General features: G+C 65.7%; 12 protein-coding genes. 7 read left to right on the top strand and 5 right to left on the bottom strand.

What is annotated here, in order from left to right; genetic code table 11:
• Positions 1 to 9: 9 nt before the first annotated feature.
• Positions 10 to 699, bottom strand: coding sequence for a hypothetical protein (locus ABIB95_RS06995; RefSeq protein ID WP_063984606.1), 690 nt, complete (start codon positions 697 to 699; stop codon positions 10 to 12).
• Positions 696 to 1,265: a sigma-70 family RNA polymerase sigma factor gene (locus ABIB95_RS06990; protein ID WP_008140099.1), complete on the bottom strand. Its 570-nt coding sequence runs from the start codon at positions 1,263 to 1,265 to the stop codon at positions 696 to 698. Before ABIB95_RS06990 ends, ABIB95_RS06995 begins: the two co-directional genes overlap by 4 nt.
• 433 nt (positions 1,266 to 1,698) lie before the next feature.
• On the opposite strand from ABIB95_RS06990, the gene ABIB95_RS06985 reads away from it, so the two are divergent.
• Positions 1,699 to 2,856 (top strand): GGDEF domain-containing protein, encoded by a 1,158-nt coding sequence (locus tag ABIB95_RS06985; RefSeq protein ID WP_253570241.1) that lies wholly within the window; start codon positions 1,699 to 1,701, stop codon positions 2,854 to 2,856.
• Between the two features lie 63 nt (positions 2,857 to 2,919).
• The gene (locus ABIB95_RS06980; RefSeq protein WP_354238331.1) at positions 2,920 to 4,023 is read left to right on the top strand and encodes a DUF2336 domain-containing protein; all 1,104 of its coding nucleotides are present in this window, start codon (positions 2,920 to 2,922) and stop codon (positions 4,021 to 4,023) included.
• An 11-nt stretch (positions 4,024 to 4,034) separates the two neighbouring features.
• Here the strand turns inward: ABIB95_RS06980 and ABIB95_RS06975 are convergent, their stop codons facing one another.
• On the bottom strand, positions 4,035 to 4,673 hold the full coding sequence (locus ABIB95_RS06975; RefSeq protein WP_354174730.1) for an NrsF family protein: 639 nt from the start codon (positions 4,671 to 4,673) through the stop codon (positions 4,035 to 4,037).
• A gap of 2 nt (positions 4,674 to 4,675) precedes the next feature.
• Positions 4,676 to 5,221, bottom strand: a complete 546-nt coding sequence (locus ABIB95_RS06970) for a sigma-70 family RNA polymerase sigma factor (protein ID WP_028146986.1) — start codon at positions 5,219 to 5,221, stop codon at positions 4,676 to 4,678.
• 289 nt (positions 5,222 to 5,510) lie between these two features.
• Here ABIB95_RS06970 and ABIB95_RS06965 point away from each other — a divergent pair, with 289 nt between their 5' ends.
• From ABIB95_RS06965 to ABIB95_RS06945, 5 genes are all read left to right on the top strand, one after another.
• Positions 5,511 to 6,146, top strand: coding sequence for a hypothetical protein (locus ABIB95_RS06965; protein WP_071915674.1), 636 nt, complete (start codon positions 5,511 to 5,513; stop codon positions 6,144 to 6,146).
• A 162-nt stretch (positions 6,147 to 6,308) separates the two neighbouring features.
• Entirely contained in the window at positions 6,309 to 7,088 is a 780-nt protein-coding gene (locus ABIB95_RS06960; protein ID WP_063984610.1) for an enoyl-CoA hydratase, read from the top strand.
• A 188-nt stretch (positions 7,089 to 7,276) separates the two neighbouring features.
• Positions 7,277 to 8,707, top strand: a complete 1,431-nt coding sequence (locus tag ABIB95_RS06955) for a TolC family outer membrane protein (RefSeq protein ID WP_155795324.1) — start codon at positions 7,277 to 7,279, stop codon at positions 8,705 to 8,707.
• 25 nt (positions 8,708 to 8,732) lie between these two features.
• Entirely contained in the window at positions 8,733 to 9,290 is a 558-nt protein-coding gene (locus ABIB95_RS06950) for a P-loop NTPase family protein (protein ID WP_354238330.1), read from the top strand.
• Positions 9,291 to 9,340: 50 nt separating this feature from the next.
• A complete protein-coding gene (locus tag ABIB95_RS06945; protein ID WP_085403869.1) occupies positions 9,341 to 10,303 on the top strand; it encodes an amidohydrolase family protein in 963 nt (320 codons plus the stop codon).
• 20 nt (positions 10,304 to 10,323) lie between these two features.
• On the opposite strand, the gene ABIB95_RS06940 is transcribed toward ABIB95_RS06945, so the two are convergent.
• Entirely contained in the window at positions 10,324 to 13,440 is a 3,117-nt protein-coding gene (locus tag ABIB95_RS06940) for an efflux RND transporter permease subunit (protein WP_063984613.1), read from the bottom strand.
• Between the last annotated feature and the right edge of the window lie 10 nt (positions 13,441 to 13,450).

Raw genomic sequence — 13,450 nt, 5'->3', positions numbered from 1 at the left:
AGCGGCGCCTTACGGCGCCGCGACGGCGAGGTTGACGAACTTCTCGCGCGACATCCTGCCGAGCAGCGAGGCGAGTTCGTCCCGGCCCATCGCCTTGTCGAACTGGAGACGGAACATGCCGCCCTTGGCATCGCCGATGATCGAAGCCTGGTAGCTGTCGAGCAGCGCGGTGATGTCGGCGACGCGCGCCTCGGGCGTGAACCGCACCAGCGCGCGCGCAGGTGGAGCTCCAAGCTCACGCGTGATCGGCGCGCCGACCGACAGCGAAGCGGTCTCGAAGGTCGCGGGCTGGGTCTTCATCAGCACGGCGCCGATGATGCCGGCCTGGAGCAGCAGCGCGATGGCACCCAGGCTCGCCGACCAGGCCAGCGTACGCGGCGACAGGCTCGAGAAGAAGGTCGCGATGCGCGCCGAGAGCGGCAGCGAACCGACCGGCCGCGCCGGCTCGGCATCGATCGCGGCGAACAGCTTCTGCATCGCCCGCGCCGACGGAGCCCCTAAGCTCTCGTTCAGATGGATGGTCTCTTCGTACTCGCCGCGGATCGCGGCATATTGCTTTGCAAGCGCCGGATCACGCGCCAGCGCTTCCTCGACGCGGCGAGCGTCACGCGCGTTCAGCGTACCGGCGGCGTGCCAGGGCAGTAGCAGTTCAATTTCACTGGGCTCTTGCTCCAGCATCTTTTTGCTCAATGCCATCATGGCCAGCCTCGCTCAACGCCGGCTGCCTTCAGCAGTTCGGCCAGTTTCTTGCGCGCATAGAACAAGCGCGTCTTCACAGTGTTCTCCGGAATACCGACGATTTCGGCCACTTCTTCCACGGATTTCTCGTGGTAGTAGACGAGATCGACGATTTCCCGGTGGTCCGGCGAGAGGCCCGTCAGACACTCCCGCAACGCTTCACTGGTATCCTTTTTCTGCACCGCGATTTCCGGATCGTCAGACGAATCCTCGATCGCGTTGGCAGCTTCGTCGTCCAACCCAACGTCCTTCCTGCGCCGGAGCGCAGACAGGGCCTTGAATCGGGTGATTGCCAGCAGCCAGGTGGAAACGGCGGATCGACCCTCGAACTTGCCGGCTTGACGCCAGACGTCGAGAAACACCTCGCTGATGAGGTCTTCCGCCGCCTGCTCGTCCCGCACGAGCCTTAGCCCGAACCTGTAGACCCTGACATGGTGCCGCCCGTACAGCACCTGCATGGCGAGCCGGTCACCTTGAGCGATCCTGGCGATGAGGACCTCGTCCGAAGCCGCCTGTGTCACGCTCAATGCCCGTCTCGCAAAGTTGGTCGGGTCGGCGCGGCGGACGGTTCGACGGGCGGGGCGAAATTCTTCAGCCTACCGCAGTCACACGGGGGTCTGTGTGATCTACCCCACATACGCGAATTTTCCTTTTGCCACCCGCGGCGGTTGGCCGGCTCGCTCGATAACGGTAACATAGTAATGAAGCATTCCCTGCGCAATGCCGTCCGGCGCGGACGGCCCGACATGATGGAACCATAGCAGCCCTGCACGACGTATGTCTCACCAAGCCCTGCTTTGGCTCGACCCCGTCGCCAACGATGCCTAATTGCCGGCAAATTTCCCCGCCGGCCGCTGTCACCCTGTTGCGCGCTGCACCGTTTGGATTCGATTTCGAAGGATACCAAACCTAAAGGCTTGCCGCGTAGATTTTTGGGCGACATTCACCCTTGGCGGGACAATGAGCACGGCCGCGACGACCTTACCGGAGAGGAATGCCGCTGAGGTCGCGGATCTCGTTCTCATGCCCGACGCGGCTGCGCCCGAGGTACGAGCACGCCGGGTCCGGCAACGCCGGCAGATGTATGTCGGCCAGGTCGCAAGCTACTCGCTCGGCGCCTTCGTGCTGCTGATCTATGCCCATGACGGCGTCGTCCCCATGAACGTTCCGTCGCTGTTCTGGGTCGGCGGCCTGATGATCATCGGCATCTTCGTCGTGATGTCGGAAGCCGGCGTCGGCGACAGACACAGCGACCATTATCTCACCGTCTTCCAGATCTCGGCGCACATGGCGCTGCAGTTCATCTTCCTGGTGTCGGTGCCGACCCTCGGCATCGCCTTCATCAGCGTGCTGTTCCTGATCTTCGCCTTCGGCACGCTGCGCATGACCTCGGCGCAGGCGATGTTCACCTGGGCGATCGCGACGACCTGCCTCGCGGCCGTCTTCCTCGCCTCCGACCTGCCGATCGGCATGCCAGTCGCCACCAGGCTCCAGCGGACCGCCTCGATGCTGTGCTTCGTCCTGGTGATCGGCCAGTGCGCCTTCCTCGGCCTGTTCGGCGCGACCCTGCGAAAGGTCCTGTACCGGCGCAGCATCGAACTGAAGGCCGCCTATCAGCGCATCGAGGAGCTCGCCGAGCTCGACGAGCTCACCGGCTCCTACAACCGCCGCTGCATCATGCGGCTGCTCGATGCAGAGGTCGAAAAGTCGCAGCAGGCGTCCGCACCTTGCGCCATCGCGCTGATCGACCTCGACTGGTTCAAGCGCATCAACGACGCCCACGGCCACCCCGTCGGCGACGAGGTGCTGCGCACCTTCGCCATCACCATTTTTGCAAATATCCGCCCGGCCGACTTTTTCGGCCGCTATGGCGGCGAGGAATTTCTGCTGCTGCTGCCGGGCACCGACGGCGGCGCGGCGGGGCGCATGCTCGAGCGGCTGCGCGGCATCGTCGCCGATCTCGACTGGAGCGCATTTTCCCCCGGCATGCGGGTGACGATTTCCGCGGGCGTCGTGACGCTGCGCGACAACGATACTGCCGACACGTTTCTCGCACGCGCCGACAGCGCGCTTTATTCCGCCAAGGCGCAAGGGCGCAACCGAATTGCAACGAGCTGACTAATCCATTTTCTCCTGGCTGCGCAGAAGCCGCAGCCGGACCGAACGCTCCAGGACAGGGCCATGAGATCGAAATCCGAAAAACCATCCGAGAACCTGCTTGAGGAATTGCAGACCGCGCTCTCACACGGCACCGTCGCGCGCCGGGTCGAGGCCCTGCGCCGCGTCACCGATCTCTTCATCAACAATGCGGTGGATTATTCCGACGAGCACATCAGGGTGTTCGACGACGTGTTCCAGTGCCTGATCGAGCAGATCGAGGCCTCGGCGAGAACGTTGCTCGCCAACCGTCTCGCGCCGATCGCGGCCGCGCCGCCCAAGATCATCCGCACGCTCGCGCTCGACGAGGTGATCGAAGTCTCCGGACCCGTGCTCTCGAAATCGGAACGGCTGGACGAGGCGACCCTGATCGAGATCGCGCGCACCAGGGGCCAGGCGCATCTCAAGGCGATCTCGCTGCGGCGGGTGCTGTCGGAAGCACTGACCGACGTGCTGGTGGCGCGCGGCAACGAAGACGTCGTGCAATCGACCGTCAGCAATCCGGGCGCGCAGCTCTCCGAGGGAAGTTTCACCGACCTCGTCACGCGCGCCGAACGCGACGATGACCTCGCCACCTGCATCGGCCTGCGGCCCGACCTGCCGCGCCATCACTACCTGAAGCTGATCGCCAAGGCGTCGCTGAGCGTGCGCAGGAAGCTCGAGACCGCGCATCCGGAGCTCGCGGACGAAGTGTCCAGCGTGGTCCAGGAAGCGACCCAGCGGGTCCGCGCCGCCGCCATGACCAGGCAGACCGAAATGGCGCGCGCGCTGGTGAGATCGCTGCACGAGGACGGTCGTCTCAACGAGTTTCAGGTCACCAGCTTCGCCGAGCAGGGCAAGTTCGACGAGACCAATGCGGGGCTCGCAGCACTCGCGGGCGTCGCGGTCGAGACCGCCGAGAACATGATGATCGAGAGCCGCAACGAGGGCGTGATGGTCCTCGCCAAGGTCGCGGGCATGCAATGGTCGAGCGTCCGCGCGATCATCGCGATGCGCGAAAAGCTCTCGGGCGGCTCGAAGACCGACATGCTGACGCTGCGCGATGCCTACGAGGCCCTGCGCTCATCGACCGCGCAGCAGGTGCTGCGCTTCCACCGCATGCAGCAGGGCACGACGCCGGTGGCGTGAGGCCGGCACCGCTAGTAGCGCAAGACTTTCGAACCTGCGTAGGCGCCGATCGCGGTCACGAGTGCCGTCGCAATCGTATACCAGGTCGCGACGAAGAGCGGCGAGTCGTCGGTGCAGTGCGAGGCGTAGAGCGTTGCGGCAAGGCCGGCCGACAGCAGGCCGGCGAGCGCGCCGGCGAGTGCAGGATGCGACGGCGCGCCGTGGCGCAGGCCGAACAGCGCGCCTGCAAGCAGCGGCAGCGACATTGCGGGGATCGCGAGCAGGCACACCCGTGAGTTCCTGCCCATCATCCGCATCGTCATCGGCATCGCCGGGGCCATCATGGTCTCGCTGCCGATCGCAACCGCAAGCAGGCCGACGGGAAGCAGCAGCAGCCAGCCCCAGCCGCGCATCAAGGCTTCGGGCCGCGACAGATGCAGGCTCACGATGATCGCTGGGATCGCAAGCGACAGCGTGACCGCGAACTTCGTGTCGAAGAACGGATTGTGCATGGCGGTCATCACGTCGGGCCGTACGCCAAGGAAGCTGGCGAAGATCAGAATCGAGAACGGTGCCGCCACCAGCAGCGCCATCGTCAGCACGGCGCCGACGCGCGGCGCGCGATGGGCGTTGTCGGCCGCGAGCGAGCGAATGAGTTGATCGGTATCCATGACTAGTGGTCCCGCAGTTTGGCAGTCAGCGCCGCAAGTCCGCGATGCAGCGCGACCCGCACCGCACCTTCGCTCATCGAAAACTTTGACGCCGTGTCCTTGATCGAAGCGCTGTCGACGGCGATCGACTGCAGCACGTCGCGCTGGCGCTGCGGCAGCGTGTCGAGCTGCGTTGCGACCTCGGCCGCCGAGGCCGTCTCCTGCGGTGCCTCGCCCGGCAGCGTCTCGGCGAAATCGTCGATGTTGACGAAGACCCGCCGGCCCCGCCGCCGGAGCGCATCGATCAGCTTGTTGCGCCCGATCGCAAACAGCCAAGGGGCGAAGGGGGCTTCGCTGTCCCAGGTGTGCCGCTTCAGATGCACCGCCAACAAAATCTCCTGCACGATATCCTCGGCCTGGTCGGGAGGCTGCCCGGCCCGCGCCAGACCCCGCCTTGCGGCAGCGCGCAGCACAGGCGTGACCGCCTTCAACAGGCGATGATACGCCGCATCATCGCCTGCCATGGCCGACCGCATCAGGCCGGTCCACTCGTCCTCACGTCCGCGCACGCGCCCTCACCATGCAATTCGGCAGCTCTTTCAGTTTGTTACGCCGGCACCAGAAAGATCACGACTTCGTGATCTGCGCCGTGCCTCGCCACGCGATGCGGCCGTCGAAACCCGCGACGGCTCATAACACCGATCGGTCCCGTCCGCATCCGGCGGCCGGTTGCGAGGCGGCGGTTTGCCCCGCTTTTGCCCGGGATAGCCCGAAGATTCCCATTTTTTGCCCCGCTGTGGTCACGCCCCAGGGGCTCTGTTCGGTCCCGGGACAGGCGGAATTGGGGAGATCGTCAACATGATGAAAGCCAGCGGGCGCGCCGCACTGATTCTTCTTGCCGGCCTTTTCGTGCTGGTCGGAGCCGCTGCACAGGCGGCACCGAGTTCAGCCGCAAGCAGCAAATCGGACAGCGCGAGCAACCAGGCCGACGCAGTCAAGCCGAGCAACCAGCGACGCCATGCATCGCGCCACCGCGACAGCGGCAAGACGGCGCAGAAATCCGACGACAAGGCCGACAAGAAGGACGGCGCGGCGAAGGCCGAAAACGACGTGCCGGCCTTGAGCCAGATGCCGCCGGCAGTCGCCAACGCCAACGCGCAGATCGCCGCAGCCGATACGCCGACGGCTGCCGCGGCCTCCGCGTTGACCGGCCGCGCCAACGACAACGTTCAGGCTGCAGCCGATAATACCACCGCGCCGAATGACGAGGCTCAGGTGGTGGCGCCCGATCAGCTCAACGACATCGACCGCGCCCTCCAACAGGACCCGCCGGCACAGAAGGCGGTGATCGCCGCAACCGACGCGCGGCCGGCGCCGGTGATGGCGAGCAGCCACAGTTCGGCCTGGGACCAGAGCTCGCTGATCGGCAAGATCTTCATCGGCGTCGGCACGCTGCTGACGCTGGCGTCTGCCGCACGCATGTTCTTCGCTTGATGCTTGGCCTGGTTTTTGGCCTGATTTTGGGGTGAGGGACCTCGTCCGGAACGCGCGTCTCGCCGCGCGTTCCGGACGGCCTCGTTCCGACAGCTTTTCGGCCCTTGAAGCCCACCGCGCCAGCGGGCACATTGCCCGCCCAATCAAACGCGTGGGTGGAGCATGAGCACGTTCGAACACATCATCGTCGAGAGCAAAGGCGCGGTCGGCATCATCAAGCTGAACCGGCCGAAGATGCTCAATGCGCTCTCCTTCGGCGTCTTCCGCGAGATCGCCGCGGCCGTCGACGATCTCGAGGCCGATGACGCCATCGGCTGCATCGTCGTGACCGGCAGTGAGAAGGCCTTTGCCGCCGGCGCCGACATCAAGGAGATGCAGCCGAAAGGCTTCATCGACATGTTCTCCGAGGATTTCGCCGCGATCGGCGGCGACCGCGTCGCGCGCTGCCGCAAGCCGACCATCGCCGCGGTCGCGGGCTATGCGCTCGGCGGCGGCTGCGAGCTCGCCATGATGTGCGACTTCATCATCGCCGCCGACACCGCCAAGTTCGGCCAGCCCGAAATCACGCTCGGCACCATTCCCGGCATCGGCGGCACCCAGCGCCTGACCCGCGCGATCGGCAAGTCGAAGGCGATGGACCTCTGCCTCACCGGCCGCATGATGGATGCGGCGGAAGCGGAGCGCTCAGGCCTCGTCAGCCGCATCGTGCCCGCCGACAGGCTCATGGACGAGGTCATGGAAGCCGCCGAGAAGATCGCATCGATGTCGCGGCCCGCCGTCGCCATGGCCAAGGAAGCGGTCAACCGCGCCTTCGAGACCACGCTCGCCGAAGGCATGAGCGTCGAGCGCAACCTGTTTCACGCGACCTTCGCGCTGGAGGACCGCTCCGAGGGCATGGCGGCGTTCATCGAGAAGCGCAAGCCTGTCAACAAGAACCGGTAATGCCCGCGAGCGGTCAGGCTGGTGTAAGGCTTCGCCGCCCTGGTGCAGAAACCCTGTGACGCACCTGCAACAAGCACGGAATAGATGGGGGTTTTCCCCGCGGCAGTTTGCCTGCGGGACCCCGGCTGGTTAAACAGTTAAGAGGCCACCGTCGGCGGGGGCGGACAGCCGGGGTTTAGCAGGATTACATGATTGGGCGTGCCGCCAGAGTTGGTCGCGTGATGACGCGGCATCGATCGGGCGTGGGTCCTGTGCTTGCGACATGGACCACGCTGGCGCTCTGTTGCGCCCTGCCCTCCGCCGCATGGGCGGAAGCCCTGCCTGAGGCGCTCGCCAAGGCCTACCAGACCAACCCGCAGCTCAATGCCGAGCGCGCGCGGCAACGCGCCACGGATGAAAACGTGCCGCAGGCCCTCGCCGGCTACCGGCCGCAGATCGTGGCAAGCCTCAGCGCCGGCCTGCAATCGGTGCGCAATTTGCTGCCCGACAACACGATCCAGACCGCCAATCTGAAGCCGTGGATCATCGGCGTCACCGTGACGCAGACCCTGTTCAACGGGTTCCGCACCGCCAACAGCGTCCGCGCTGCGGAACTTCAGGTGCAGTCCGGCCGCGAGGCGCTGCGCAATGTCGGCCAAGGCGTGCTGCTCGACGCGGTCACCGCCTACACCAACGTGCTCGCCAACCAGTCACTGGTCGAGGCGCAACGCTCCAACGTCGCGTTCCTGCGCGAGACGCTCGCCGTCACTCAGCGCCGCCTCAATGCGGGCGACGTCACGCCGACCGACAGCGCCCAGGCCGAGGCGCGGCTCAGCCGGGGGCTCGCCGATCTCAACGCCGCGGAAGTCGCGCTGGCGGTGAGCCAGGCGGTCTACGCGCAGGTGATCGGCAATGCGCCAACGCAGCTTCGGCCCGCCGAAGTCGTCGACCGCTATCTGCCGAAGAGCCGCGAGGATGCGCTGACGACGGCGATCCGCCAGCACCCGGCGGTGATGGCGGCGGGCTTCGACGTCGATGTTGCCTCGACCAACATCCGCGTCGCCGAGGGCGCGCTGCTGCCGAGCGCCAGTCTTCAGGGCAGCGCCAGCCGCAGCCGCAGCAACGACCCGACGCTGAGCACCATCGCCGAAGACCAGGCCTCGATCGTCGCCAACGTCACCGCGCCGATCTACGACGGCGGCCAGGCCGCCGCACAGACCCGACAGGCCAAGGAGATCACGGCGCAGAGCCGGCTCGTGCTCGACCAGGTCCGCAACCAGGCGCGCACGGCGGCGACCAGCGCCTGGGTCGCCAATGAGGGCGCCAAGATCACGGTCTCCGCGTCCGAATCAGAGGTGAAGGCGGCGACCGTCGCGCTCCAGGGCGTGCAGCGCGAGGCCGCCGGCGGGCAGCGCACAACGGTGGACGTGCTGAACTCGCAGGCCGATTTGATCCAGGCCAAGGCCCGCCTGATCGGCGCACTGCGCGACCGCGTCATCGCCTCCTACACGCTGCTCAGCGCCGTCGGCCATCTCGACGTCAAGACGCTTAGCCTCAACACGCCGGACTATCTGCCCGAGGTGCATTACCAGCAGGTCCGCGACGCCTGGCACGGCCTGCGCACGCCGTCGGGGCAGTAGTTTCAAATCGTCTGGCCTGATGCCGATGAAGAGCCGCCGCATCCATCTGATGGGAGCTTCAGGCTCCGGCGTGACGACGCTCGGCCGCGCGCTCGCCGACCGGCTTGCGCTGCCGCATCACGACAGCGACGATTATTTCTGGCTGCCGACCGTGCCGCCCTACCAGACGACGCGCCCTGCCACGGAGCGCCTGCGCCTGATGCGCGAGATGTTTCTGCCGCGTCTCGACTGGGTGCTGAGCGGAACCGTCACCGGCTGGGGCGACGAGCTCGTCCCGTTCTTCGATCTTGTCGTCTTTGTGACGACACCGCGCGAGCTTCGCTTGCAGCGCCTGCGTGGCCGCGAGGCTACGCATTTCGGAGCTGATGCCGTCGCACAGGGCGGCTGGCGTCACGAGGAGACGGAGTCGTTCGTCGAATGGGCCTCGCGCTACGAAGCCGGCGATCGCGACGGCCGCAGTCTCACAAAAGATGAAGCCTGGCTCGCGGGCCTGCCCTGCCCGGTCGTGCGCATCGACGGCTCACGCCGGCTTGCGGATCTTGTCGAGCAGCTATGCAGTGAAGCGGAGCGGCTACCCCGCTGATGTGATACTGTTTCGGTCCCACCTCCAAATAACGAAGCAGGGAGAGAACCTTGCTCAACCGACGCAGCGTCCTGCTTGCCTCCCTTGCCGCCGGAGTAGCCATGACCAACAAAGCTCACGCCCGTGCGGCGCAGCCCGCGACGCCGGTCGATTTCGACGTTCCGGCCCTTGCCTGCGATTGCCACACGCACATCCATGGTGACGTCGAAAAGTTTCCGTTCTTCGCTGGGCGCGTTTATACGCCGGAACCGGCAAGCCCCGAGGAAATGGCGGCGCTGCACAAGGCGCTGCATATCGAGCGCGTGGTGATCGTGACGCCGAGCGTCTACGGCACCGACAATTCCTCCACCTTGTTCGGCATGAAGGCGCGCGGCGCGACAGCGCGCGGAGTGGCCGTGATCGACGACAAGACGACCGAAGCACAGCTCGACGCGATGCAGGCGGACGGTTTTCGCGGCAGTCGCATCAATCTCGCCACCGGCGGCGTCAGCGATCCGAATGTCGGCCGCGCGCGCTTCACCGCCGCCGTCGAGCGCATGAAGGCGCGCGGCTGGCACGTGCAGCTCTACACCACGCTGCCGATGATCTCGGCGATCAAGGAGCTCGTGCTGGCTTCGCCCGTGCCGGCCGTGTTCGACCATTTCGGCGGCCTCGAGGCGTCGCTCGGACTGGAGCAGCCGGGATTCTCCGACCTGATCGCGCTCGTCAAATCCGGCAAGGCCTATGTGAAGATCTCAGGAGCCTATCGCTCGTCGAACCTCGCGCCCGACTATCAGGACATGGTGCCCTATGCCCGGGCGCTGATCGCGGCGAACCCGGACCGCATCGTCTGGGGCACCGACTGGCCGCATCCAGATTCCAGCCCCGTCGAGGGACGCAAGCCCACCGACATCGCGCCCTTCTATCAGATCGAAGACGGCCGGCTCCTCAACCAGCTTCCTGTGTGGGCGCCGGATGCGGAGGTGCGCAAGAAGATCCTGGTCGACAATCCCGCGCGTCTCTACGGATTCTGAGGCGCGGCGACGGCGCGCGATCAGCGCGCGCGGCGGGAGAAGAAGGAAATCAGGACCGGCAAGGTCACCAGGATCACGACCGGCGCGAGCATCATGCCGGTGACGACGACGACGGCGAGCGGCTTCTGCACCTGCGAGCCGATGCCTTCCGACAGCGCCGCCGGCAGCAGGCCGACGCCGGCAACGACGCAGGTCATCAGCACCGGCCGGAGCTGCAACTCGCCGGTGCGTATCACCGCGCTCACGCGGTCCATGCCTTCTTCGATGAGCTGGTTGAACTGCGACAGGATGATGATGCCGTCCATGACCGCAATGCCGAACAGCGCGATGAATCCGATCGCGGCGGAGACGCTGAAGGCGGTGCCGGTGATCAAGAGACCGAGCACGCCGCCGAAGATCGCCATCGGAATCACGCTCATCGCGAGCAGCGTGTCGGTCATTGAGCCGAAATTGAACCAGAGCAGCACGCCGATCAGCGCCAGCGAGATCGGCACCACGATCGACAGCCGGCGGATGGCGTCCTGGAGATTGCCGAACTCGCCGACCCAGTCCATGTGCGCGCCGGGCGGCAGCTGCACCTGCTCGGCGACCTTCTGTTGCGCCTCGCGGATCGCGCTGCCGAGGTCGCGCTCGCGCACCGAGAACTTGATCGGCAGATAGCGTTCCTGCTGCTCGCGATAGATGTAGGCGGCACCGGAGACGAGGCTGATGGTGGCGACCTCGCTCAGGGGAATCTGCGTGACGGTGCCGTTGGGGCCAGGCGCGCCGATGCGCAAATTCTGGATCGCCTCGGCGCTCCTGCGATATTCCGGCGCGAGGCGGACGATGATCGGGAAGTGACGATCGGAGCCCGGCTCGTAGAGATCGCCCGCGGTATCGCCGCCGATCGCGACCTTGATGGTGGCGTTGATGTCGCCCGGCGCGAGCCCATAGCGCGCGGCCTTGGCACGGTCGATGTCAATCTGAATGGTCGGCTGCCCGAGCGAGGTGAACACCGCGAGGTCGGTGACGCCTTGCACGGTCGCCAGCACCGACTTGATCTTGTTGGCGGTGTCGGTGAGCGCCTGGAGATCGCTGCCGAACAGCTTGATGGAGTTCTCGCCTTTCACGCCCGAGACGGCTTCGGAGACGTTGTCCTGGAGATATTGCGAGAAGTTGAATTCGACGCCTGGGAAGCGATCGTCGAGCTGCTTCAATAGCTGCGCGGTCAACTCTTCCTTGTCGTGCGTCCCCGGCCATTGGCTCGCGGGCTTGAGGGGGGCGAAGAACTCGGCGTTGAAGAAGCCGGCCGCGTCGGTGCCGTCATCGGGGCGGCCATGCTGCGACACCACGGATTCCACCTCGGGCCGGGCACGGATCAGCTTGCGCATCTCGTTGACGTAGGTGTTGCCTTCCTGGAGCGAGATGGTCGGCGGCAGCGTGGCGCGGATCCAGAGATTGCCCTCTTCCAGCTTGGGCAGGAATTCGAGGCCGAGCAGGCGGCTGAGCGCCACCGTCATCAGCACGAGACCGACCGCGCCGCCGAGCATGATGCCGCGGTTGGCGACGGCCCAATTCAGCACCGGCATGTAGATCCGGTGCAGGATCCGCATGACCCTCGTCTCGGTCTCCTCGAGATGCGCAGGCAGAATGATCGCGGACAGCGCCGGGGTCACCGTGAAGGTCGCGAGCAGCCCGCCGGCGAGCGCATAGGCATAGGTGCGCGCCATCGGCCCGAAGATGTTGCCCTCGACGCCGGACAGCGTGAACAACGGCAGGAACGCCGCGATGATGATGGCGGCGGCAAAGAAGATCGAGCGCGACACGTCGGCGGCGGCGCTGAGGATGGCGTGGCTCTTCATGCCGAACAGCGTCTCGGGCGACATCTGCTCGGATTCCGACACCGGCGTGGTCTGCGTCAGGCGGCGGAAGATCGCTTCCACCATGATGACGGTGGCGTCGACGATGAGGCCGAAATCGATCGCGCCGACCGACAGCAGATTCGCGGATTCCCCGCGTAGCACCAGGATGATCACGGCGAAGAACAGCGCGAACGGAATGGTGGCGCCGACGATCAGCGCGCTGCGGAGATCGCCGAGGAACATCCACTGCAACAGTACGATGAGCAGGATGCCGACCACCATGTTGTGCAACACGGTGTGGGTGGTGAGTTCGATCAGGTCCCCGCGATCGTAGATGCGCTCGATGCGCACGCCGGGCGGCAGGATGCTGGAGTTGTTGATGGTTTGAACGAGCTGGTGGACGCGCTTGATGGTTGGCGAGCTTTGCTCACCGCGGCGCATCAGGACGATGCCCTGCACGATGTCGTCGGAATCGTCGATGCCGGCAATGCCGAGACGGGGTTTTTGGCCGACAGTGACGGTGGCGACGTCCTTGACCAACACCGGATTGCCGTTGGTCTGCGAGACCATGGTGTTGGCGAGGTCGTCGATCGAACGGATCAGGCCGACGCCGCGTACCACGGCCGATTGCTGGCCGATATTGACGGTGTTGCCGCCGACATTGACGTTGGAATTGCTGACCGCCTGGAGCAATTGCGGCAGCGTCAGGCCGTTGGCGACGAGCTTGTTGAAGTCGACCTGGAGCTCGTAGGTCTTGCTCTTGCCGCCCCAGCCGGTGACGTCGATGACCCCGGGTACGGCGCGGAAGCGGCGCTGGAGGATCCAGTCCTGGATGGTCTTGAGATCGAGCACGCTGTAGTTCGGCGGACCGACGAGGCGGTAGCGGAAGATTTCGCCGATCGGGCTGAGCGGCGAGATCTGCGGCTGCACATTGCCCGGCAGCGGCGCGAGCTGCGCCAGGCGGTTCAAGACCTGCTGCTGCGCCTCGTCATAGGTGTAGGCGAAGGAGAACTGGAGCTTGATGTCGGAGAGGCCGTAGAGCGAGATGGTGCGGATCGTCGTGAGGTTCTTCAGACCCGCGACCTGGGTCTCGATTGGAATCGTGATGTAGCGCTCGATCTCTTCCGCCGACAGGCCCGGGCTCTGCGTCACGATGTCGACCATCGGCGGCGTCGGATCGGGATAGGCCTCGATGTTGAGCTGGTTGAACGCGATCAGGCCGCCGATCAGCACGGCGAAGAACATCCCGACCATCAGGAAGCGCCGGTTGACGGCAAGGGCGACGAGACGATCCATTCAGGTCTTC

This window comes from Bradyrhizobium sp. LA2.1, assembly GCF_040547725.1.
GTDB classification, from domain to species: domain Bacteria; phylum Pseudomonadota; class Alphaproteobacteria; order Rhizobiales; family Xanthobacteraceae; genus Bradyrhizobium; species Bradyrhizobium barranii.
The sequence above is the reverse complement of the archived record's forward strand: the minus strand, read 5'-3'. Positions and strand labels throughout refer to the sequence as shown.

Excerpts from the sequence above, each read along its gene's own strand:
- ABIB95_RS06995 (WP_063984606.1), bottom strand. The coding sequence starts at position 699 with ATGATGGCATTGAGCAAAAAGATGCTGGAGCAAGAGCCCAGTGAAATT.
- ABIB95_RS06985 (WP_253570241.1), top strand. The coding sequence starts at position 1,699 with ATGAGCACGGCCGCGACGACCTTACCGGAGAGGAATGCCGCTGAGGTC.
- ABIB95_RS06980 (WP_354238331.1), top strand. The coding sequence starts at position 2,920 with ATGAGATCGAAATCCGAAAAACCATCCGAGAACCTGCTTGAGGAATTG.
- ABIB95_RS06975 (WP_354174730.1), bottom strand. The coding sequence starts at position 4,673 with ATGGATACCGATCAACTCATTCGCTCGCTCGCGGCCGACAACGCCCAT.
- ABIB95_RS06965 (WP_071915674.1), top strand. The coding sequence starts at position 5,511 with ATGATGAAAGCCAGCGGGCGCGCCGCACTGATTCTTCTTGCCGGCCTT.
- ABIB95_RS06960 (WP_063984610.1), top strand. The coding sequence starts at position 6,309 with ATGAGCACGTTCGAACACATCATCGTCGAGAGCAAAGGCGCGGTCGGC.
- ABIB95_RS06955 (WP_155795324.1), top strand. The coding sequence starts at position 7,277 with ATGATTGGGCGTGCCGCCAGAGTTGGTCGCGTGATGACGCGGCATCGA.
- ABIB95_RS06950 (WP_354238330.1), top strand. The coding sequence starts at position 8,733 with ATGAAGAGCCGCCGCATCCATCTGATGGGAGCTTCAGGCTCCGGCGTG.
- ABIB95_RS06940 (WP_063984613.1), bottom strand. The coding sequence starts at position 13,440 with ATGGATCGTCTCGTCGCCCTTGCCGTCAACCGGCGCTTCCTGATGGTC.